The following is a 20824-nucleotide window of genomic DNA, read 5'->3' on the forward strand; positions in this document are numbered from 1 at the left end:
CGTCGGCTCGGACGGGGTGCTCGTCATAGCGGACGGGGTCCCCGCCGTCCGCTGGTCCCCCACCGCGGGCACCACCGTGCCCCTCGAGGCCTACCTGGCCGACCGCGTCGGCCTGCTGCTCGACCCGCCGCCGGGCGCCACCGACTGACCGCGACCGGACGGCGGACGCCAGGCGAGGTGCGGGCCCGCACCGTGCCTCCCGTCCGACCGTGGTCTGGCCGACGGCCGTGGCCGTGGCCGCGTCAGAGGCTGAAGCCGCCGTCCGAGGTGAGCACCTGGCCGACGACCCAGCTCCCCGCCGACGTCGCCAGCCACGCGATGAGCTCGGCGGGGTCCTCCGGCCTGCCGACGCGACCGAACGGCGTGGTCGCGATCCAGTCGTCGAGGTCGTCCAGCGACCGGTCGGTGGTCTCGGGGTCCAGGTACCCGGTGTTCACCGGCCCGGGGTTGATCGTGTTCAGGACGATGCCGAGCTCGAGGAGCTCCTGCGCCACCGTCGCCGTGACCCCCGCGAGTGCCGCCTTGCTCGCGGCGTAGGCCACCTCGCCGCGCATGGCGCCGTGGATCTGCCCCGAGGTCATCCAGAACACGTGGCCCTGCGGCCCCGGGTACGGACCGTTCCCCTGGATCCGGTCGCCGGGTCGCCGCGGCTCGTCGGGCCGCGGCGCCCGCAACCGCGCGAACTCGGCGGTGAGGAGCACGGTCGCCCGGGTGTTGACCTCCCAGAAGGCGCTGAGCCGCTCGGGGGTCATGTCGAGGATGCTGCCGTCGTCGCCGCTCTTCGCGTGGTTGCACACGAGGACGTCGAGCGTCCCGGTGAGCGCGGCGGCGTCCGCGATCAGCCCGGGGATCGTGGACGCGTCGGACAGGTCGGCGGCGAAGTCGGCGAACCGCGCGCCCTCGGTCAGGTGCGCGCGGACGCCGTCGCGGACCGCATCGAGGTCGTCGCCACCCCACGGCAGGTCGAGGTCGTGCGGACGGTGGTGGTGGATGACGACGCTGGCGCCGAGCGACGCGAGCTTCGAGGCGACGGCGAACCCGATGCCGCGGCGTCGGGAGACACCGGTGACGAGGGCGGTCTTGCCGTGCAGGGGCAGTGTTCGAGACATGGTGAACCTTTCGACGGCGCCGACGTGGCGCGCTGGTGGGTGTCGGAAGCGGTTCAGATGCACTGCATGCGTGTCACCCTACACAGCGGCCGCGCGTCGGGGCAGGACACCTCGGGCGCGGTGTGCGTGCCCCCAGCCCGGAACCCGCCGAGCAGTCGGGGGACGTCCCGCGCCCGGCCGTCGGCGCTCGCGTAGCGTCCGGCGCATGACGGACGAGCACTCCGGCGGCGCGGGTCCGCGACGCCGCCTGATCCTGCCGGGGCAGTACGGGCCGGACTTCGACGACGGCGGCCCACTGCTGGTGGTCGAGGCCCGCGAGTTCTTCACCGCCAGGCCGATGCACCGCGCCAAGGCGCACCTGTGGCTGAGCGCGCTCCGGCACCGCGTCCAGGAGCTCCGGGACGCCGGCGAGGGCGACCGCGTCGAGCACGTCCGGGTCGAGACGCTCAAGGACGCACTGGTCGGGCGCGACGACCTCGAGGTGGTGGACCCGCCGTCCCGCACCCTCCGCGCGCAGGTCCGGCACTGGGGCCGGGGTACCGAGGTGCTGCCGAGCCGCGGCTTCGTCACCGACGAGGACGAGTTCGCCGAGTGGGCCGCGCAGGGAAGCGGCCGGTTCCGGATGGAGACGTTCTACGAGCGCGTCCGCAAGCGCGAGGGGTGGCTGATGCGCTCGGAGAAGCCGGTGGGCGGGAAGTTCAGCCTCGACGACGAGAACCGCGAACCGCCGCCCAAGGGCGCGACGACGCTCGGCCTGCCGGAGCCGTGGTGGCCGGAGGAGGACGCGATCGACGACGAGGTCCGCCGTGACCTCGACCGGTGGGAGCGGGACGGTGTCGCCCGGTTCGTCGGGGCGGACGACCGTCGACGCTTCGCCGTGACGCACGACGAGGCGCAGCGGGCACTGGCGGACTTCGTGTCGAGTCGGCTGAACGACTTCGGCCCGTTCGAGGACGCCACGCTGACGAACGACTGGACGATGGCGCACTCGCTGCTCAGCGTCCCGATGAACCTCGGTGTCCTCGACCCGCGCGACGCGATCGAGGCGGCGCTCGTGGCGCACCGGGACGACGACGCGCCGCTCGCGAGCGTCGAGGGCTTCGTCCGGCAGATCGCCGGGTGGCGGGACTACGTCTGGCACCTGTACTGGTGGTTCGGCGACGACTACGGCGCGACCGAGAACGCGCTCGACGCCCACGAGCGGCTCCCCCGCTGGTGGCGGGAGCTGGACGCGTCCGACATCGACGCCGTGTGCCTCCGCACCGCCGTCGACGGTCTGCACGAGCACGGGTGGCTGCACCACATCCAGCGGCTGATGGTGCTCGGCAACTGGGCGTTGCAGCGCGGCTACGAGCCCGTCCAGCTGACCGAGTGGTTCACCGACATGTTCGTCGACGGCACGGACTGGGTGATGCCGGCGAACATCATCGGGATGTCGCAGCACGCGGACGGCGGGATGGTCGCGACGAAGCCGTACGCGTCTGGCGGTCGGTACATCGACCGGATGTCCGACCACTGCGGTGGCTGCCGGTTCGACCCGACGAAGCGCACCGGCGAGGACGCCTGCCCGTTCACGGCGGGGTACTGGGCGTTCCTCGCGCGGACGGAGCCGGCGCTGCGGCGCAACAACCGGATGGCCCGGCCGCTGCAGCAGATGCGGAAGCTGTCGGACCTCGACGAGGTCGTCGCCCAGGAGGCGCGGCGCGGCACCCCCTGACCGGCCCGGCCCGGTGGTGGGTCACCACCCACCCACCGGGTCGCTGGTCACTCAGACGAGGACGACGACCTTGCCGGCGATCCGTCCGGCCGCACCCTCGGTGTGCAGCGACTGCAGTTCGGTCAGCGGGATGCGCCGCGTCACCTCGACCGTGAGCTCGCCGGCGTCGACGAGCCGCACGAGCTCGGCCAGCCGCTCGCGGTTCCGGAGCACGAACACCGTCGCCGCACGGACTCCGCGGGATTCGTCCCCCGGGGTCGCCATGAACGCCGTCGTGCTCACGACCGCGCCGCCGTCGCGGACCGCGGCCACGAACGCGGCGAACTGCTCGGGTTCGATCGGCGCGAGGTTGAGCAGGACGTCGACCTGGCCGTCGACCGCCCGCAGGACGTCGGTCGTGGTGTGGTCGACGACCTGGTCGGCACCGGCGGCACGGACGGCGTCGATGCTCCGCGGGCTGGCGGTGGCGATCACCTCGACGCCGGCGCGCTTCGCGAGCTGGATCGCGTACTTCCCGACCACGCCGCCGGCACCGACGATCAGCACCCGCTGCCCGGCCTCGAGCCGCCCCTCGTCGAAGAGCGCCTGCCACGCCGTGAGCGCCACCGACGGCAGGGCCGCGGCGTCCGCCAGGGGGATGCTGGTCGGCGCGGGGACGAGGGCGTCGGCCGGCGCGACGACGTACTCGGCCGCTCCGCCGTCCTGCTCCATCGGCAGGAACCCGATCACCGCGTCGCCGACCGCGAGCTCCGTGACACCGTCCCCGAGCGCGTCGACCGTGCCCGAGACGTCGTACCCGGGGACGTGCGGGAGCACGACGGGGATCGGCAGGAACCCGCCGCGCATGCCGTTGTCCGCCGCGTTGTACGCCGACGCGGCGACCCGGACGAGGACCTCGCCCGCGGCCGGCACCGGCTGGTCGACGTCGCCGTAGGTGAGGACCTCGGGACCGCCGACCTCGTGGAACTGCACTGCCTTCATGATGGACTCCTCTGCGTTGTGCTTCGAATTCGAAGCGATTGGTATGACCGTACCACTGCTTCGAACTCGAAGCAACAGGTAGGATGGCGGCATGTCCGGAACCCCGTCGTCCCTCACCCCGACACAGCTGCGCGCCTACCTCGCCTTCACCGAGGTGAGCGCGCTCCTCCGCCCCTCGGTCGAGCAGCAGCTCAAGGACGCCGGCGGGTTGTCGTACGTGCAGTTCCAGCTGCTGGCCCGACTCGGCGACTCCCCCGACGGCCACCTGCGGATGACGGACCTCGCCGACGGCGTCGTCTACAGCCGGAGCGGCCTGACGTACCAGGCGCAGCTGCTCGAGCAGCGCGGCCTCGTCACGCGCGGCCCCTCGCCCGACGACGAGCGCAGCACCGTGGTCTCGCTGACCGACGCCGGGCGGGACGTCCTCGCCGCGGTGTTCCCCGGGCACATCGGCACCGTGCACGGGCTGTTGTTCGCACCGATCACGGACGACGACGCCGCCGAGCTCGACCGGGTCCTCGGGCGGATCCGCGAGCACCTGCGCCGGAACCCGCCGCGATCCGCGGCACGCCGCGCCGGGAAGTGAGCCGGCGCGGGCCAGCGTGATCCGCACCCGCGTGCGGCGGGTGGCGGGGCCGAGCCGCGCCTCCTGGCACGCCCGTCTGCCTGTCGTTCCGTCACTCGACCCCGATAGGGTCGAGAACGTGAGCAACGAGGCATTCGACGACCGCTACGAGCTGCGCGCCTTCGCGCCCGGGACGGACGAGCAGGGGGCACCGAACGCCGAGACCGAGGCCTGGATGCAGGCCGTCGGGCTCGGGTTCCACGAGCCCCACCCCGGGGGCGAGGTGGCCGCGCAGATGGTCGCGGACTTCGTCGTCGACGACGAGACCTGGCTCGGCGCCCACGTGCGCCGTCCCGCGCCGGGCTCCGTCGACGAGACCTGGCCGGCCGGCACCTTCGCCTGGTTCGGCAAGGCGCTGAGCTGGGGCGACGGCTCGTCGATCGACACCCAGGCGATCTCCGCCGTGACCGTACGACCGACCGAGCGCCGCCGCGGGATCCTCCGCGCGATGATGACGCACGCCCTCGAGCGCGGCGTCGCCGAGGGCTACGCGATCGCTTCGCTGACGGCGTCCGAGGGCACCATCTACCGCCGCTTCGGCTTCGGCAGTGCGATCCGCGAGCGGGCCGTCCGCGTCCGCCGAGCGCGTGCACTGCCGTTCCTCGTCCCGACCACCGGTGTCGTCAGCGTCGTCACGCCCGAGTGGCTCGCGGACGGCCCCGGCCGGGCCGTCTTCGACCGGTTCGACGCACGGACGCCGGGCTCCATGGTCCGGAACACCGGCACCTGGCCCATCGTGTTCGGCCTGCGCACCGGGGACGGCGAGAAGGCGAAGGACGTCCGGGCCGCCGTGCACCGCCCCGACGACTCGGACGAGGTCGACGGCTACGTGACGTGGCGCGTCAAGGAGAGCCGCGACGGCGACACGACGCTCGAGATCGTCGATCTGGTCTACGCGACGGACGAGGCCTACCTGTCGCTCTGGGAGTTCCTGCTCTCGATCGACCTCAACGACGTCGTCACGTACAGCCGCTCGCGGCTCGACGACCCGATCGTCGTGGCGCTCGGCGACAACCGCGCGTACGACGTCGACCACGAGGAGGACCACGTCTGGCTCCGCGTCCTCGACGTCGAGCGGGTCCTCGCCTCGCGGCCGTACGCCGTCGACGGTTCGCTGACGCTCGCCGTGACGGACGCGCTCGGCCACGCGGCCGGCACGTACCGGCTGGACGTCCACGACGGGCGCGGCACCGTCACACGGACCGCCGAGGACGCCGACGCGGCCGCCTCCGACATCCAGCTCGACGTCGCGGACCTCGGCGCGGTGCTCATCGGGTCGGTCTCGCCGACGACGCTCGCCGCGGCCGGCCTGCTGCGCGCGACGGACCCCGCGGCGCCGGCACTGCTGCGGGCGATGCTGACCCCGCCGCGGGCGCCGCACGGGATCACCTACTTCTGATGTCCCTGCGCGACTCGGTCGCACGGGCTCGCCAGGCCGTCGCGGTGCTGTCGAGCCCGTCGCTCCGGGCAGCGATCGTCGGCGGCGCAGCCCTCGACGAGCGGACGAGCGCCGCCGTCCGGGCCTTCGACTGGGTCGGGGACGACGGCCCGGACACGCCGTTGCTCGGGCGGACGGCGCAGGACGTGCAGCGGTTGCAGTCGCCGGCGGCGCTGCTCGAGTTCGACCGGATCGCACGCATGCCGGCGCCGGACGACCAACGCCACCCGCTGTCCGTCCGCATCGTCGGGCTCGTGTTCGACCGGCTCGGGACCGGCCGGGCGGTCCCCGAGCCGGTGCTCAACGCCGCGATCGCGATGTTCGCCGAGGACGTCGCCGTCGTGCGGCGCGACGCGGTGGACCTCGGCGTGCTCGAGCGGACGGACGACGGCGGGTCGTACCGGTACGTCGGCTGAGGCGCGGGGGCCCGCGCGCCGTGGTCGGGCCCGGTTCGGCTCGGCGCTGCACAACCGAAGTGCGCCCGAACCACGGGCGCGCGCGGCTCGGACGGACTTCGGTTGTGCGCTGGTCGTGCGCGGGCGTCCGAGTGCCGTGGTCAGGGTCGTCCCCGCGCCGTGGTCGGGGTAGTCTCCGCGCCATGGACGACACGGTGGTCGGCTGGCTCCTCGATTCGGACCCGGCCCTCCGGTGGCAGGTGGAGCGCGACCTCGTCGGCGCCCCCGAGTCGACGTGGCAGACCACCCGCGCCCGGGTCGCGACCGAGGGCCTCGGCGCAGCACTGCTCGCCCGCCAGGACCCGGACGGACAGTGGGCCGGCGGCGCGTACTTCCCCGCCGAACCCGAGCCCGAGGGTCCCGGCCAGCCGTACACCGCGACGACCTGGTCGCTCAACGCCCTGCGCGAGTGGGGCCTCGATGCCGCGGTCCTCGGGGACACCGCCGCACGGCTCGACGCGAACAGCCGGTGGGAGTACGACGAGCTGCCGTACTGGGGCGGCGAGGTCGACTGCTGCATCAACGCGTTCACGCTCGCGAACGGAGCGTGGCTCGGAGCCGACGTCGACGGGATCGCGCAGTGGCTGCTCGAGCACCAGCTGCGCGACGGCGGGTGGAACTGCGACTGGGTCGAGGGCTCGACCGTGTCCTCGTTCCACTCCACCCTCAACGTGCTCGACGGGCTCCTGCAGCACGAGGTGCTGACCGACGGTCGGCACCCCCTCGCCGACGAGCTGCGCGAAGCCCGCCACCGGGGTGCCGACTACCTGCTCGACCGGCGACTCCTCCACCGGAAGTCGGACGGCGAGCTCGTCGGTCCCTGGGCCACGGAGTTCGCGTACCCGTTCCGCTGGAAGTACACCGTGCTCCGCGCGACCGACCACCTCCGGGCTGCGGCGCTCCGGGACGGAGCTGCGCCGGACCCCCGCGCCGCCGAGGCGATCGAGGTGGTCCGCGCCGCACGGGGCGCCGACGGACGCTGCCTCCAGGGCGAGCGTCCGCCCGGTCGGCAGTGGTTCGAGGTGGACGTCCCGGCTGGCGAGCCGTCCCGTTGGCTCACGCTCGTCGGAACGCGTGTGCTGCGGTGGTGGGAGGGGGCGTGAGCACAGGGGTCGCACAGCGTCCACATGGCGGACCGTGAGTGAGACGTTCTCCGGACCGTGCATGTTAGACAGACCGAAGTCCAGCGATCAGAAGATGCGTCCGCGGGCGATCGAGTCCGAAGATGCACCGGCTACCGGACGGGCATCAGGATCCCGATCGGAGACGTTGATGGGCAGCGACGGCTCGTTCTGCGAGATCGGTCGCGGCCGTTCTCTGACCTCAAGTACTACGGTTCGAGCGTGCCCGCGTTCTCCACCGACGACATCTTCGGCAACAGGCTGGACTTCGAGATTGCCCGCGACGGATTCGTCCGCAGGCTGCAAGGCGATGCGGCGGTGCGCAACGCCGAGACCTGGCTTCGGCGCGAGGGCTACCGGGTCATCGAGCTGGACGCCGGAACCTGGAGAGAAGACAAGCAGATGCACATCGCCTTCGCGACGGCCCTCCAGTTCCCCAGCCACTTCGGGAAGAACCTGGACGCGCTCAACGACTGCATGTCAGACGTAGCCGAGGCGGACTACGGGTGGGACGCGACCGAGACCGGCCTCGTCCTGATCCTCTCCGGCTTTGACGATTTCGCTCAACTCCCACGGATCGCCGACCACGTAACGCAGATTCTGGGGAGGCAGGGACGCTACGCAGCACTCTTCGGGAACCGGCTCCTCACAATCTTGTCCTGAAGAGGATCCACCAACGAGTCACGCTCTGCTTATCGTGCGCCGCCCATGGGCCGGACCAGAATGAGCGTCGGACCGGACCAATCGAGGCCGTCGTGCTCCTCCAGCGGCATGAACCCCACGCTGCGGTAGAAGGCGCGCGTCTGCGCATACGGCTCGTGCTCGAACGACGGTCCGACCGTGTGCACCGAGAGCAACGTGCAGCCGTCGGTTCGCAGCGTATCGACGAGGTGTTCAACCAGGGCTCTTCCGACACCGGACCCGCGCTGCGTCGGGTCGACTGCGATGAGGTGGAGTTCCGCAGCCTCCCGGAAGCAGCGGCGCGTCAGCGCGATCCCGACCACTCCCGTTGGCCCCACGGCGAGCAGACTTCCGAACGCAACATCCTCGGTCGCAGACACGTAGTTGTCGATCGCGACAGGGTCGCCGAACCAGTCAGGCAACGCCTCGAGAATCCGCCGCGTGTCACCAGGGCTCCGACCCTCAACCACCTCGATGGAACTCACACAGACAGCCTCCCACAGCGTCCGGAGCTGGATCGGCTATCGGACCCGGATCTCAGGTCGATTCCGCTCCGGCGCTGGTTCTGCGGACTCCTGCGCGGCGCACAACGAAAGAGCCGATCGTCGCAGGGACCGCGAGGAGCACGGAACTCAAGGAAGCGCCGGAAGCGCCGGAAGCGATGACAATGGACCGCTCGGCGCGCTCAGGGTCCTCCCCGGGGAGGTTGCCGATGACGGCGAGCAAGTAGATCGGCAGCGTCAGCGCGACGAGCCAGAAGAATCCGGCGACGAGCGCCAGCACGAGTGCCAGGTCGGGCATGCGCGTGTTCGGTTCTCCGGGTTGTCGTCGCACAGTTCATCAAACCAGTCGGCAATGCAGGCTACGGCTCGCATCTCGACAGCCGGTCGCCTGGCGGACACTCTTGTTAGGTTCAGAACGTGCGAGCGACCAGAGCCGAGCGGCGGCTGCGCAACTTGCAGACCTTGCTTCTCCTCGGAGCTTTCCTGGCAGCGCTCCTCGCGGCCGTGTTACTCGTGCTCGTAGGCGTCCCTCAGCCGATCGCCATCGCAATCGGCCTTGTTGTGTACCTCGCTAGCTGGAGAACGATTCTCCGAGCTATCCGCCGGCGCAGAGACGTGAGAGAGGACACCGACGACCGCTGACGATCGGCTTCTGGACGTCTTTGGCCCCTCCTCACGGGCTGTACCGCGAGGCTGACGTGCGACAGGGTGAGGCGCATGAGTCCTGCCAGGCTGGCGTGGTCGGCGATGCCGATTCACATGGTCATCTGCGGCGCCGTCCTGTACCTAGACGGCTCGTTCCTCTTCGCAAGCGTGGCTGACGGGATCGAAACCGCCGTGGAGATCGCTGTCGTCGCTGCGGCGACGACGATCGCCGCACTTGCCGTCGGGCTTCCACTCCGAGCGATCCCGCTTCTTCGCCGGTGGTGGCTTGGGCACCCGGCGGTGACGCTGGTCGCGGTGGGGGTGTCACTGATCATCGCCGTACTCGCCTGGTTCGTCGGCGAAGCTGGTATCACCCGGTTCCCCTCCTTCGGCGGGATGCCGGGCTACGACGCTTACCTCCCTGACTGGCGTATCGCGATTGGAGGTTGGTGCTTGCTTGCGTTCACCACGGCTCACGGATGGTGGCCGACACGACTGTTGACTGAACTCGCGAATACGCCGAGCCCGTCTCCTCGCGGCGCTCATCCGTAGTCGCCTCCTCGCGGCGTACGTGGTCGCGACACCTGCTCGACCTGTCTCACTCGACGATCGGCTGCCGGACGCCGCGGCGCGGTACGTTGCGGTCGTGCGGATCGTCGAAGGCGTTTGTGTCTGGTGGAGCGACGACGACGGCTAGGGTGCGCTTCGTTCGAAGGCGCTCGAGTCCGACGTCTTCGTGCACTTCTCCGTCCTCAGAGGTTCCGGCTTCCTCTCACTGCGGCCCGGTCAGGGCGTGCGCTTCGAGGTGGAGCCCTACCCCGCCGGACAGGACGGGTACTTCTTCCGAGCGCACAACGTCACGGGCACCTGATCAGTCGCCGATTCCTCCCCGGACGCTGCGACCCGGGCGGCACGGATCGGCCGCGTCCAGCGACGGCCCCTAGGGTTGTGGCCGTGCCGGGGGACCTGACGAGCAGCGGAGACACCACGTCCGACGAGGACGCGATGAACAGCGAGGACGTTGCCACGCGCCGGACGCTCCTGTCCGTCCTGCCGCTGACGACGGCGTGGGCGGGAGCGATCGCCGTCGTCGCGGTCCCGGTCCTCTGGACGCTCGTGGGCATGATCGTCGAGCAGTCGCTCACCGGTGCGCCCTTCCTCGTCATGATGATCCCCGTGCTGGCCTTCGCGGTCGTCGGTGCGTTCTTCTTCGGCCTCGTTGCCGGAGCCCTCTCCGGCCTGCCCGACTGGTGCCTGCGCCGTCGACCACCGAGCGCCTTCGGAGCCGTCGCGGCGGTCGTGCTCCTGACGGCGATCGTGACCGGGACGTTCGCTGCAGCACCGGTGCTCGGTCCGGTGTTCTCGGCCCTGCTGCCGTTGCCGGGTTGGGTCGGCCTCGCAGCCGTCGCGGCAGCGACGGCCACCGGCACGATCGTCGTCGTCTCGCGAGCGCGCAGGCGGGAACAGCGGATCACCGCGCCCGGCGTGACGGACGCGGGGCGCGCCTCCAGGCCGTCGCCGCGGGACGACCGCCCGACCTGCTGACGCCGTGGGACGACCGCCCGACCGGCTGACGCCGCGGGACGACCGCCCGACCGGCTGACACACCCAGGTCCCGTTGCGCGATCGAGACCGGCGATCGGCCCGGACCGTGCGAGCCTGGTCGTCACGGAGACGTCGGGGGACGGAGCAGGTCGTGGAGCGAGTGGTGGGGTGGAGCACGGTGGCGGTCATCGTGGCCGTGACGGTGCTCTGGTTGCTCCTGGTCCAGGTGACCAGCTGCTCCGACGCCGCTCCCGGCCACGCCACGAGCTCCTGCGAGACCGCGCCCGTGCTCGGCGTCGCCGGGTCGTGGATCGCCGGGTCCGTGGGAGCGGTCGTCGTCGCCCTCGCGGTCTGGCAGATCGTCCGGGCTGCACGGTCGGCGGAGCCGGTCGACGGCTGAGCGCACGCGACGCGGGGTAGCGTGGATCCATGGCGAACGACGACGGTCCGCACCGCGGCGGCTTCCCGTTTGTCCCCGTCGCCGCCTTCGCCCTCGGCGCACTGGTCGTCGTCGCGGCCACGATCGGCGCGCGGCCCGTCCTGACCGGCGCCCGCTGGTCCCCCACGGTCGCGCCCGCCCGCGCTCCTGTCGTCGAGCCGACCGCGTCACCGCCCGCAACCGACGAGCCGCAGCCGCTCGGAGCACGGGCCGCCGAGCACGTCGACGCGTCATGGGTCCTCGTCGTCCTGGGAGTGGTCGTCGCGGCGCTCCTGGTGCTCGTGGTCCTCCACCTCCTGCGGAAACGGCGCCGTCCCACGCGTCCGGACGCGATCGACGTGGCCGGCCTCGCCGTCGAGGTGCCGGTCGACCCCTCGACCGAGGTCGGGCGCCAGCACCTGCGTCGCGGGATCGGCCGTGCGCTCGAGGTGCTGGCGGGACCCCGGGACCCCTCCGACGCCGTCACCGCGGCCTGGGTCGGCCTGCAGGAGTCGGCGGAGGACGCCGGGTTCCGCCGCGGAGCTGCCGAGACGCCGACGGAGTTCACGACCCGCATCCTCCGGCAGCTCGACGTCAACGAGACCGCGCTCGGCACCCTCCGGCGCTGCTACCTCGCAGTGCGCTTCGGCGGAGCCCCGGCGACCGATGCCGACGTCGCCGCCGTGCGGACCGCGCTGCGAACGCTCGACGCGCAGTGGGCCGACGCCCCGACGGGCCGCACGTGACCCGCGGCCGCACCATCGGCGTCCTGGTGCTCGCCGTCGTCGCCGCGGCGCTCACGTGGTTCTTCGGCGTCGGCGTCGTGCAATCGCTCGCCGTCGGAGGCGTCGTCGCCGCGGTGGGTCTGACGTGGAGCGCCGTCCGTGAGGACGTCCCGTTGACCTGGCCCGTGCCTCCCGTCCGCTCCGAACCCGGCGCTCGACGCGAGCTGTCCGAGACGGCGTGGTCGCTGCGCGCCCACGGCGGTGTGCCCGAGCGGACACTCGCCCGCGTCCGTGCGGTGGCTCGCCACCGCCTGTGGACGCGCCACCGACTCGACCTCGACGACCCCGGCGACCGGACGGCGATCGAGGCCGTCCTGCCGTCGGCAGTGGTCGCCGTCCTGGTGCGCGAGCGGCGGTCCGAGATCGACCTCACCACCTTCGCGAGCGTCCTCACCGCGCTCGAGACCCTGGAACCCACGACCGAGAGGCACCCGTGACCGACACCACGACGCAGAGCTCCCAGCCGCTCCCGATCGCCGACGTCGCCGCCCGCAGCCGTGACGTCCTCGACACGGTCGGCGCGGTCGTCGTCGGGATGCGGGAGCCGCTCGAGCTGGCGTTCGCGAGCATCCTCGCCGGCGGCCACGTCCTGTTCGAGGACGTCCCCGGCCTCGGCAAGACGCTCGCGGCGCGGAGCCTCGCGGCCGCCTGCGGTCTCGACTTCCGTCGGCTGCAGTGCACCCCGGACCTCCTGCCCGCCGACATCACCGGGTCGTTCGTCTACGCCCCGGCGACCGCGGACTTCGTCTTTCCGCCCGGGCCCGTGTTCACCGGGATGTTCCTCGCCGACGAGATCAACCGGACCTCGCCGAAGACCCAGTCGGCGCTCCTCGAGGCGATGGCGGAGGGGCAGGTCACGGTCGAGGGCGAGGGCTTCCCGCTCCCCCGCCCGTTCCACGTCATCGCGACGTCGAACCCCATCGAGTACGAGGGGACGTACGCCCTCCCGGAGGCGCAGCTCGACCGGTTCATGGTGCGCCTCTCGGTCGGCTACCCGACGCGCGAGGGGGAACAGCAGGTGCTCCTCAACCGGATCGGCCGACGGCAGGAGGTCGCGACGGTGTCCGCCGTGGTCGACGCGACCGACGTGCTGCGCATGCAGGCGACGGTCGAGGGGGTGCACGTCGACGAGGACATGGCGCTGTACTGCGTCGACCTCGCGGCCGCCACGCGCACCCACCGCGACGTGCAGGTCGGGTCGTCACCGCGTGGTGCGCAGGCGCTCATGCTCGTCGGCCGCGCGCGAGCCGTCATGGACGGACGCGACTTCGTCACCCCCGAGGACGTCAAGACCGCCGCCGACGCGGTGCTCGCGCACCGGATCTCACTGACACCGCAGGCGTGGGCGAACGGCGTGGACCCCGCGGCGATCGTGCGGGGCATCGTCGCGCAGGTGCCGGGCCCGCCGGTGGTCGGGGCGCGAGCGTCTGGCCTGGAGGCGCGGTGAGCGTTCTCGACGACCCGCCAGTCCGCCCGGTGGCCGGGTCCGGAACGTCGCCGCGGTGGGTGCGGAACCCGGCACTCGTCTTCGGGCTCGCCGTCGGCGTGCTGCTCGCCGGGCTCGGCCTCGTCACCGGACGCCCCGAACTCGCGGTGGTGGCGCTCCCGGCCCTCGTGACGGCCGCCTTCGGTGCCCGGCCCCGACTCGACACGACGCCCGTCCGGACGACGACCACGCTCGAGCCGTCCGACTCCGGCCGGGGTGTGGCGTACCGGACGGAGGTCGCCGTGCCGTCCGCCGCCGAGGCGGTCGCCGTCGAGTTCCGGGTCGTCGGCGACCGGCGGCACGTCGTCGTGGTCGACCCTCGACGCGCCAGGCGGCTGCGCGGGAGCGTCCCGGTCACGCACTCCGGGCCGCAGGAGGTCCTGCGGACGCACCTGTCGCTCCTCGGTCGGGGCGGCACCGCGGTCTCGGTGCCCGAGGCCGGCCCGGTGCGGTCCGCGGTCGTCCCACCCCCGCACCTGCGCATGCAGCACCTCCCGATGCCGAGCCGGGTGACGGGCATCACGGGTGTGCACGGTTCTGCGCGCCCGGGTGACGGCGGCGAGTTCCGCGACGTCGCGCTCTTCGCTCCGGGTGACCGGCTCCGGCGGATCGACTGGCGGCGCACCGCTCGGCGAGCGGAGCGCCCGGGAGAGCTCTACGTGCGCCGGACCTTCGCCACCGCGGACGCCCTCGTCGTGCTCGTCCTCGACAGCCGGGACGACCTCGGCGCGGACGTCACCCGGTGGACGGGCGCGCGGTACGGCTCCCACCAGGCGACGTCGCTCGACCTCGCTCGCGAAGCAGCCGTCTCCCTCGCGACCGCGTACATCAGCGCCGGCGACCGGGTCGGCTTCCGCGACCTCGCGGGCACCGCGCGGTCGGTCGAGCCCGGCGGCGGGACCCGGCACCTCGAGCGACTCCGGACGACCATCGCCCAGGCGACGCCGCAGCCGGACGCGACGACCGCGGCACGGATGCCGCTCGTCCCGGCAGCGTCCCTCGTGGTGGTCCTCTCGACCTTCCTCGACGACCAGGCGTCGACGATGGCCGTGACCTGGGCGGCGACCGGGCACCGGGTCGTGGCCGTCGACGTGCTCCCGGCCGCCGACCTCCGGCGAGCGAGCCGTCTCGAGCGCACGGCGTCCCGGCTCATCGCCCTCGAACGGTCCGACCGGCTCACGGAGATGACGGCCACCGGCGTCGAGCTGATCCACTGGCGCACCGGTGACGGGGACACACCTGCCGTGCAACTCCGCCTGCTCAGCCGCACCCGGCGGACCGGATGACCGCCGGGTCGAGGGCGGAGCGCAGCGGCGCGCCGTCGATCGGTCCGGCGGTCCCGGCGTGGACGATCGGGGCGCTCGGCCTCGTCGCGGGTGTCGTCGGATCGGTCGTCGAGGTCGGGGCGAGCGGCTGGCTCGTCGTCGCGATCGGGCTCGCGGCTGCTGCAGCGGTCGTGCCCCGTGGTCCGTTCGCGGCGCTCCTCGTGGCGCAGCTCGCCCTCGCGGGGATCGGCGGGACGGCCCTCCCGGTGCTCCTCGTGACGACGCACCTCGTCCTCGCCACGAGCCTGCTCTGGGCGTGGACGCCGCGCACCGCCCGGGTGCAGCTCCGCGCCCTCGTGCCGTCGGCACTGCGGTTCGTCGCCGTGCAGGTCGGGAGCCAGGCGGTCGCCGTCGTGGCCGTCGCCCTCCTCGGAGGTGCCGGCCCGGTCGGCGGCGTGTGGCTTGCGGTGGCCGGGACGATCGCGCTCCTGGCGCTCGCGCTCGGACTGTTCGTGCCCATGCTGCTCCGCGCCGGCGACGACGCGGAGCGCTGACCCGACAGCCCACCCGCCGCGTCGCGGTCGCGGTCCCGCCGGGCCCTACGCCCGGCGCCGCACTCGCGGATCGACGAACGCGTACACGACGTCGACGATCACGTTGGCGGTGACGATGAGCAGCGCCGAGAACAGCGTGAAGCCCACGACGACCTGCAGGTCGAGGGTGTGCACCGCGTCGATGAGCAGCGCGCCGAGCCCCTGCATCGAGAAGACCTTCTCGGTGATCACGGCGCCGCCGAGGAGCGACCCGAGGTCGAGCCCGAACAGGGTGACCACGGGCAGGATCGCGGTCCGCAGCCCGTGCCGGACGACGACCTGGCGCTCCCGGAGCCCCTTCGCGCGGGCGGTCCGGACGAAGTCCTGCGACATCGACTCGAGCATCTCGCCCCGGGTCAGCCGGGCGTAGATCGCCGCGCTGATGAACGCGAGCACGCACCACGGCAGCACGAGGTGCGTGAACCACCCGACGGGGTCGTCCCCGAACGCGACGTACCCGCTGGTGGGCAGGACACCGAGCACGAACCCGAACAGCAGGATCGCGAGCAGTCCGACGAGGTACGACGGTGCGGACACCCCGGCCACCGCGATCGTCATCACGGTGCGGTCGACGTACGTGCCGCGGCGCAGGGCCGAGAGCGCACCGCCGGCAACACCGGCGACGAGCCACAGCACGGCTGCGCCGACGGCGATCGACGCGGTGACGGGCAGGCGCGTGAGGATGAGGTTCGTGACGCTGTCGTGCAGCTGGAACGAGTAGCCGAAGCAGGGCGCCGCACAGTGGATGACGGAAGCACCGGAACCGAACGTCCGGCCGGTGAAGATGCCGGCCAGGTACGCCCCGAATTGGGCGATCCAGGGCTTGTCGGTCCCGAGGAACGCCTGCACCTCTCGCAGCCGGTCGGGCGTGCAGGGCTTGTCGCAGATCGCGCGCGCCGGGTTCGTCGGCAGCAGCATGAACAGGGCGTAGGTGATCGCGGCGACGACGAGCAGGACGACTGCTGCGCCGAGCACGCGGATCGCGATGAAGCGGAAGGTGCTCACCGGTTGCTCCTCCGCGGGTCGAGGGCGTCACGCAGGGCGTCGCCGAGCACGTTGAAGGCCAGGGTGATGAGGAACAGCGCCAGGCCCGGGAACACGAGGTACATCGGGTCGGTCTGCACCCACCCGATCGCGTCGCCGATGCTGCGCCCCCACGACGGCGTCGGCGGGGTGACGCCGACGGCGAGGAACGACAGCGCGGCCTCGGCACCGATCATCGACGGGATCGAGATCGTCGCGTAGACCGTGATCGTCGCGGCGAGGTTCGGCAACAGCTGCGTCCGGATGACGTGCCAGCGTCCGGCGCCCATCGCGGTCGAGGCGACGACGTAGTTCCGGGTGACGAGCGAGAGCGTCTGCCCCCGCACGACACGGGCGACCGACGGCCACCCGAAGAACCCGATGACGAGGACGACGAGCACCGGCTTCGGGAACGAGGTCGGGACGATCGCGGTCAGCGCGATCATGAACACCAGCGACGGGAAGCCGAAGATCACGTCGACCACGCGCGAGAGCACCCGGTCGTACCAGCCGCCGAAGAACCCGGTGGTGACGCCGACGAGCACGCCGATGACGATCGAGACGACGGTCGCGGCGATGCCGATGCCGAGCGAGGTCCGCGCGCCGTAGGTGACGATCGCGAACAGGTCGCGTCCGGTCAGGGGCTCGACCCCGAACCAGTGCTGGCCGCTGATCCCCCCACCCGGGCCACGCGGGGCACCGAACGAGTTGAGCGCGTCGATGTGGTACCCGTACGGGTCCTGGCCGGTGACGGCGGCGATGAGCGGCGCCGCGAGCGCGACGACGACGAACACCGCGATGACGATCGCGGACGCCACCGCCCAGCGGTCCTGACGCACCCGGCGGACGACGGCGCGGAACCCGGTGCTGCGGTTCGCGGCCGCCGAGACCGGACGGTCGACGACGTTGGCGGTCACGAGGCCACCCCTTCCCATGCGCGCCAGGCGTCGCGGCGGGCCGCCTGTCGCACGGGGTCGGCGACGGGCGCTGCCGCGAGGAGCATGCGCGTGTAGTCCTGCTGCGGGTCGTCGAGCACGGCGTCGGTCGTCCCGCGCTCGACCACCCGGCCGTCGTGGAGCACGACCACCTCATCGGCGAGCTGCCGGACGACGGCCAGGTCGTGGCTGATGAGGAGCATGCCGAAGCCGAAGTCCTGCTGCAGTGCCGCGAGCAGGTCGAGCACGGCCGCCTGGACGGTGACGTCGAGCGCGGACGTCGGTTCGTCGGCGATCACGAGGGCGGGCCGGAGCGCGAGGGCGCGGGCGACCGCCACGCGCTGCCGCTGCCCGCCGGAGAGCTGGTGCGGGAAGCGCTCGGCCCACGACGGGTCCAGCTGCACCGCCACGAGGAGCTCGCGGACCCGCTCGACACGCTCGGGTGCCGAGGCGGTGCCGTGCACGAGGAGCGGCTCGGCGATGCTCCAGCCGATGGTCTGGCGCGGGTTGAGCGACGACGCCGGGTCCTGGAAGACGATGCCGACGCGACTGCGCAGCTCCCGCAGCCGCCCGCCGCGGGCCGTACGGAGGTCACTGCCGTCCACCTCGACGGATCCGGCGACGACCGGCACGAGGCCGGCCAGCGCCCGTCCGATGGTGGACTTGCCGGATCCCGACTCCCCCACCAGCCCGAGGGTCTCGCCCGCGTGGAGCGCGAAGTCGATGCCGGAGACGGTGGGTGCTCCGCGGCGTGCGTAGCGCACGGCGACGTCGCGCAGCTGCGCGACGAGGGGCCGGGAGGCGCGGCTCGGCTCCCGCATGCGGCTCGCGTCGCGGGACCCGAGACTCGCCCCCGCGGACACTTCCGCAGCGTCCGTGTCCGCATCTCGTCCGCTGGACCGAGTCTCGACCACAGGAGTGTCCGCAGCCTGCGGTGCCGAGGCGGGTCGCGCCTCCAGGACGGGGACGGCCGCGAGGAGTGCCCGCGTGTACTCGGCGTCCGGGTGCGCGAACACCTCGGCCACGGTCCCGTGCTCGACCGGGTCGCCGCGACGCATCACGAGCACCTCGTCGGCGACGTCCGCCACCACGCCCATGTCGTGCGTGATGAGCAGGACGGCGAGGTCGCGCTCACGACCGAGCGTGCGGAGCAGGTCGAGGACGCCGGCCTGCACCGTGACGTCGAGCGCGGTCGTCGGCTCGTCCGCGATGAGCGCGACCGGGTCGCCCGCGAGCGCCATGGCGATCATCGCCCGCTGGAGCTGTCCACCCGAGAGTTCGTGCGGGTAGGCCTTCCGGATCCGGGCCGGGTCGGACAGGCCGGCGGCGCGAAGCAGCTCGTCGGTGCGCACCGACACGGCACGGCGGTCGAGGTCCGTCGGGTGCGCCGTGATCGCCTCGGCGATCTGGGTGCCGATCGAGAGCACCGGGGTGAACGAGTTCATCGGCTCCTGGAACACGACGCCGATCCCGGCGCCGCGGACCGCTCGGAGGTCGTCGTCCGACGCGCCCACGAGCTCGGCACCCCGGAACCGGATGCTCCCGGTGACGTGGGCGTCCGGGGGCAGCAGGCCGAGCACGCTCATCGCGCTGACGGACTTGCCCGACCCTGACTCGCCGACGAGGGCGAGCACGCGGCCGGGCGTCAGGGAGAAGGAGACGTCACGGACGACGGGCTCCGCGTCGTCGAACGCGACGCGGAGCCCCTCGACCTCGAGCAGCGGAGCACTCACTTGGCGAGCGAGACCTTGAGGTAGTTCGGGTACGCCGGGAAGTCCGCGATCCGGAAGTTCTGCACGTTCGAGCCGGCGAGGAAGGACTGCTTCGCGTAGGTCAGCGGGACGATCGGCGCGTCGGCCATGATCTTCTTGTCGGCCTCGGCCCACAGCTTCTGGGCGTCCTGCTGGTCGATCGTGCCGGTCGCCTCCTTGATCAGCGCGTCGACCTCGGGGTTGCTGTACTTCGAGACGTTGTAGCCGCCCCCGCCGATCTGCGACGAGTCGTACAGCGGCTGGATGTTCGCGTTGGCGCTCGGGAAGTCGGGCTGCCAGCTGAACATCGCGAGGTCGAAGTCGTCGCCGTCCGTCGTCGCCGTGTAGAACGAGTCGATGTCGAGCGGCTTCAGCGTCACGGCGATGCCCGCGCGCTTCAGGCCCGCCTGGATCGCCTGCGCCTCGGCGAGGTTGGCGGAGTCGTTCTGGGTGACCAGGGTGAGCTTCAGGTCCGAGACGCCCGCCTCCTGCAGGAGCTTCTTCGCCTTCGCCACGTCACCGGTCGCGCCCGGCTCGTACAGGTCGTACTGCTGGCGCCCCGCGATGCCGGGCGTGATGAGCGTGGTCGCGTACGAGCCGGCGAGCGCACCACCGGCGGCGATCCGGTACGACTTCTTGTCGACCGCGTACTGCAGGGCCTGCCGGACCTTGAGCTCCTTGAGCGAGCCCTTCTGCGTGTTGATCGCGAGGTAGTTGATCGGGCCGGCCTTCGACGTGGCAAGGCGGTCCTGGGCGGCCGGGTTCGAGCGGACCTGGTTCAGCTCGGCAGCGCCGAGGTAGGTCGCACCGAACGAGTCCTTCGCGTCGCCGTTGTCGGCGATGAGCGTCTGGGTGACGGTCGACGGGTCCTGGCTCTCCTTGAAGACGACCTTCGACGGACCGGCGGTGCGCACGGAGTCCGTCGACGCGCTCCACTCCTTGTTCCGGACGAGGGTGATCTGCGAGCCCTGCGTGTTCGACTGCACCTCGTACGGACCGGAGGCGACCGGCTTGGCGTCGTACGCGCCGGTGTCCGTGCCGTCGCCCTCGGGGACCGGGGCGAACGCCGGCATCGACACGATCCACGGCCAGTCGCCGTAGGCCGCGTTGAGCTTGAACACGATCGTCGAGTCGTCCGGGGTCTCGATGCTGTCGAGGGTCTTGCCGTCGAACGGACCCTTGTAGCTGTCACCGCCGACCAGGAGCGACTTGTGGTAGCTCAGGCCACCGGTGAGCGTCGGCGCGAACGAGCGCTCGATGCCCCACTTGATGTCCTTCGTCGTGATCTCGGTGCCGTCCTGGAACTTCAGCCCCTTCTTTGAGTGGTAGGTCCAGGTCTTGCCGCCGTCGCTCGAGTCGCCGGTGTTCGTCGCGAGGTCGGGGACGACCTTGGCCGTCTTGCCGGGCTCGACGTCCAGGCGGTCAGGCGACGGAGCACGAAGCCGAGCGTCGTGATGTTGAGGTTCTGGCTGGTCGCCGGGTCGAGGTGCACGCGGTGGCGTGGTCAGGATGTTGAGCGTGCCGCCTTTGGACGTGCCGCCCGAGGCGTCGTCCGACGCGCCGCCGCCCGAGCACCCGGCGAGGACCAGGGCTGCTGCTGCGGCGACCGCAGCGGTGATCGTCAGGCGGTTGGGGCGTCTCATGACGGTGGTGCTCCTCGTGGGGAAGTGGTGGTGCGCGGCCGTGGGGTGGCCGCGACGCGTCGCCGTGGTCCGGGTGCAGGACCGGTCCTGATGTCGGCGCGGCGT

General features: G+C 72.1%; 23 protein-coding genes and 1 pseudogene. 16 read left to right on the forward strand and 8 right to left on the reverse strand.

Translation table 11 applies throughout. The features are described from left to right. Nucleotides 1-242: 242 nt before the first annotated feature. Nucleotides 243-1109: an SDR family oxidoreductase gene (locus I5E_RS00350; protein WP_022905252.1), complete on the reverse strand. Its 867-nt coding sequence runs from the start codon at nt 1107-1109 to the stop codon at nt 243-245. Nucleotides 1110-1314: 205 nt separating this feature from the next. On the opposite strand from I5E_RS00350, the gene I5E_RS00355 reads away from it, so the two are divergent. Then, a complete protein-coding gene (locus tag I5E_RS00355; RefSeq protein ID WP_022905253.1) occupies nt 1315-2826 on the forward strand; it encodes a cryptochrome/photolyase family protein in 1512 nt (503 codons plus the stop codon). A 51-nt stretch (nt 2827-2877) separates the two neighbouring features. Here the strand turns inward: I5E_RS00355 and I5E_RS00360 are convergent, their stop codons facing one another. Beyond that, nucleotides 2878-3807, reverse strand: coding sequence for an NADP-dependent oxidoreductase (locus I5E_RS00360; protein ID WP_022905254.1), 930 nt, complete (start codon nt 3805-3807; stop codon nt 2878-2880). Between the two features lie 91 nt (nt 3808-3898). Between I5E_RS00360 and I5E_RS00365 the strand changes: the two genes are divergently transcribed. The 5 genes from I5E_RS00365 to I5E_RS00385 all read left to right on the forward strand — a co-directional run bounded on the left by I5E_RS00365 (nt 3899) and on the right by I5E_RS00385 (nt 8109). Continuing rightward, on the forward strand, nt 3899-4393 hold the full coding sequence (locus I5E_RS00365; RefSeq protein ID WP_022905255.1) for a MarR family winged helix-turn-helix transcriptional regulator: 495 nt from the start codon (nt 3899-3901) through the stop codon (nt 4391-4393). Between the two features lie 118 nt (nt 4394-4511). Next, nucleotides 4512-5831: a GNAT family N-acetyltransferase gene (locus tag I5E_RS00370; RefSeq protein WP_022905256.1), complete on the forward strand. Its 1320-nt coding sequence runs from the start codon at nt 4512-4514 to the stop codon at nt 5829-5831. Beyond that, nucleotides 5831-6286 (forward strand): DUF2087 domain-containing protein, encoded by a 456-nt coding sequence (locus tag I5E_RS00375; protein ID WP_022905257.1) that lies wholly within the window; start codon nt 5831-5833, stop codon nt 6284-6286. Before I5E_RS00370 ends, I5E_RS00375 begins: the two co-directional genes overlap by 1 nt. Nucleotides 6287-6468: 182 nt before the next feature. Then, on the forward strand, nt 6469-7428 hold the full coding sequence (locus I5E_RS00380) for a squalene cyclase (RefSeq protein WP_022905258.1): 960 nt from the start codon (nt 6469-6471) through the stop codon (nt 7426-7428). Nucleotides 7429-7668: 240 nt separating this feature from the next. Further along, nucleotides 7669-8109, forward strand: a complete 441-nt coding sequence (locus I5E_RS00385; RefSeq protein WP_049973411.1) for a barstar family protein — start codon at nt 7669-7671, stop codon at nt 8107-8109. A 29-nt stretch (nt 8110-8138) separates the two neighbouring features. Here I5E_RS00385 and I5E_RS20795 read toward each other — a convergent pair whose 3' ends face one another. After that, entirely contained in the window at nt 8139-8612 is a 474-nt protein-coding gene (locus I5E_RS20795) for a GNAT family N-acetyltransferase (protein WP_022905259.1), read from the reverse strand. 52 nt (nt 8613-8664) lie between these two features. After that, nucleotides 8665-8928 (reverse strand): hypothetical protein, encoded by a 264-nt coding sequence (locus I5E_RS00395; RefSeq protein WP_022905260.1) that lies wholly within the window; start codon nt 8926-8928, stop codon nt 8665-8667. Between the two features lie 119 nt (nt 8929-9047). On the opposite strand from I5E_RS00395, the gene I5E_RS00400 reads away from it, so the two are divergent. The 10 genes and pseudogenes from I5E_RS00400 to I5E_RS00445 all read left to right on the forward strand — a co-directional run bounded on the left by I5E_RS00400 (nt 9048) and on the right by I5E_RS00445 (nt 15328). Further along, nucleotides 9048-9272, forward strand: a complete 225-nt coding sequence (locus tag I5E_RS00400; RefSeq protein WP_022905261.1) for a hypothetical protein — start codon at nt 9048-9050, stop codon at nt 9270-9272. Between the two features lie 75 nt (nt 9273-9347). Then, a complete protein-coding gene (locus I5E_RS00405; protein WP_022905262.1) occupies nt 9348-9827 on the forward strand; it encodes a hypothetical protein in 480 nt (159 codons plus the stop codon). A 181-nt stretch (nt 9828-10008) separates the two neighbouring features. Beyond that, nucleotides 10009-10146, forward strand: a pseudogene (locus I5E_RS26145) (cold-shock protein); the annotation flags it as partial. 83 nt (nt 10147-10229) lie between these two features. Beyond that, the gene (locus I5E_RS00415) at nt 10230-10820 is read left to right on the forward strand and encodes a hypothetical protein (protein WP_148286806.1); all 591 of its coding nucleotides are present in this window, start codon (nt 10230-10232) and stop codon (nt 10818-10820) included. A gap of 151 nt (nt 10821-10971) precedes the next feature. Further along, nucleotides 10972-11220, forward strand: a complete 249-nt coding sequence (locus I5E_RS00420) for a hypothetical protein (RefSeq protein WP_148286807.1) — start codon at nt 10972-10974, stop codon at nt 11218-11220. Between the two features lie 29 nt (nt 11221-11249). Next, nucleotides 11250-11984, forward strand: coding sequence for a DUF4129 domain-containing protein (locus tag I5E_RS00425; protein WP_022905265.1), 735 nt, complete (start codon nt 11250-11252; stop codon nt 11982-11984). Then, nucleotides 11981-12460 carry a hypothetical protein gene (locus I5E_RS00430; protein WP_148286808.1) on the forward strand — a complete coding sequence of 160 codons (480 nt, stop codon included), beginning with the start codon at nt 11981-11983 and terminating at the stop codon, nt 12458-12460. The genes I5E_RS00425 and I5E_RS00430 overlap by 4 nt, the downstream gene beginning before the upstream one ends. Then, nucleotides 12457-13470: an AAA family ATPase gene (locus I5E_RS00435; RefSeq protein WP_022905267.1), complete on the forward strand. Its 1014-nt coding sequence runs from the start codon at nt 12457-12459 to the stop codon at nt 13468-13470. The genes I5E_RS00430 and I5E_RS00435 overlap by 4 nt, the downstream gene beginning before the upstream one ends. Beyond that, nucleotides 13467-14795: a DUF58 domain-containing protein gene (locus I5E_RS00440; protein ID WP_148286809.1), complete on the forward strand. Its 1329-nt coding sequence runs from the start codon at nt 13467-13469 to the stop codon at nt 14793-14795. The genes I5E_RS00435 and I5E_RS00440 overlap by 4 nt, the downstream gene beginning before the upstream one ends. Next, the gene (locus I5E_RS00445) at nt 14792-15328 is read left to right on the forward strand and encodes a hypothetical protein (RefSeq protein ID WP_022905269.1); all 537 of its coding nucleotides are present in this window, start codon (nt 14792-14794) and stop codon (nt 15326-15328) included. The genes I5E_RS00440 and I5E_RS00445 overlap by 4 nt, the downstream gene beginning before the upstream one ends. Before the next feature lie 45 nt (nt 15329-15373). On the opposite strand, the gene I5E_RS00450 is transcribed toward I5E_RS00445, so the two are convergent. From I5E_RS00450 to I5E_RS20800, 4 genes are read right to left on the reverse strand one after another with little or no spacing between them, the layout of a single operon-like run. Beyond that, complete coding sequence (locus I5E_RS00450; protein ID WP_022905270.1) at nt 15374-16372, reverse strand: ABC transporter permease; 999 nt, start codon at nt 16370-16372, stop codon at nt 15374-15376. Then, a complete protein-coding gene (locus I5E_RS00455; RefSeq protein ID WP_022905271.1) occupies nt 16369-17307 on the reverse strand; it encodes an ABC transporter permease in 939 nt (312 codons plus the stop codon). Before I5E_RS00455 ends, I5E_RS00450 begins: the two co-directional genes overlap by 4 nt. Further along, on the reverse strand, nt 17304-19058 hold the full coding sequence (locus tag I5E_RS00460; protein WP_031260829.1) for a dipeptide ABC transporter ATP-binding protein: 1755 nt from the start codon (nt 19056-19058) through the stop codon (nt 17304-17306). The genes I5E_RS00455 and I5E_RS00460 overlap by 4 nt, the downstream gene beginning before the upstream one ends. After that, complete coding sequence (locus tag I5E_RS20800; protein WP_261974824.1) at nt 19055-20719, reverse strand: ABC transporter substrate-binding protein; 1665 nt, start codon at nt 20717-20719, stop codon at nt 19055-19057. Before I5E_RS20800 ends, I5E_RS00460 begins: the two co-directional genes overlap by 4 nt. Nucleotides 20720-20824 lie beyond the last annotated feature (105 nt).

The organism is Curtobacterium sp. B18, assembly GCF_000333375.1.
GTDB lineage: Bacteria > Actinomycetota > Actinomycetes > Actinomycetales > Microbacteriaceae > Curtobacterium.

Excerpts from the sequence above, each read along its gene's own strand:
- I5E_RS00350 (WP_022905252.1), bottom strand. The coding sequence starts at position 1,109 with ATGTCTCGAACACTGCCCCTGCACGGCAAGACCGCCCTCGTCACCGGT.
- I5E_RS00355 (WP_022905253.1), top strand. The coding sequence starts at position 1,315 with ATGACGGACGAGCACTCCGGCGGCGCGGGTCCGCGACGCCGCCTGATC.
- I5E_RS00360 (WP_022905254.1), bottom strand. The coding sequence starts at position 3,807 with ATGAAGGCAGTGCAGTTCCACGAGGTCGGCGGTCCCGAGGTCCTCACC.
- I5E_RS00365 (WP_022905255.1), top strand. The coding sequence starts at position 3,899 with ATGTCCGGAACCCCGTCGTCCCTCACCCCGACACAGCTGCGCGCCTAC.
- I5E_RS00375 (WP_022905257.1), top strand. The coding sequence starts at position 5,831 with ATGTCCCTGCGCGACTCGGTCGCACGGGCTCGCCAGGCCGTCGCGGTG.
- I5E_RS00380 (WP_022905258.1), top strand. The coding sequence starts at position 6,469 with ATGGACGACACGGTGGTCGGCTGGCTCCTCGATTCGGACCCGGCCCTC.
- I5E_RS00395 (WP_022905260.1), bottom strand. The coding sequence starts at position 8,928 with ATGCCCGACCTGGCACTCGTGCTGGCGCTCGTCGCCGGATTCTTCTGG.
- I5E_RS00405 (WP_022905262.1), top strand. The coding sequence starts at position 9,348 with ATGAGTCCTGCCAGGCTGGCGTGGTCGGCGATGCCGATTCACATGGTC.
- I5E_RS00425 (WP_022905265.1), top strand. The coding sequence starts at position 11,250 with ATGGCGAACGACGACGGTCCGCACCGCGGCGGCTTCCCGTTTGTCCCC.
- I5E_RS00445 (WP_022905269.1), top strand. The coding sequence starts at position 14,792 with ATGACCGCCGGGTCGAGGGCGGAGCGCAGCGGCGCGCCGTCGATCGGT.
- I5E_RS20800 (WP_261974824.1), bottom strand. The coding sequence starts at position 20,719 with ATGAGACGCCCCAACCGCCTGACGATCACCGCTGCGGTCGCCGCAGCA.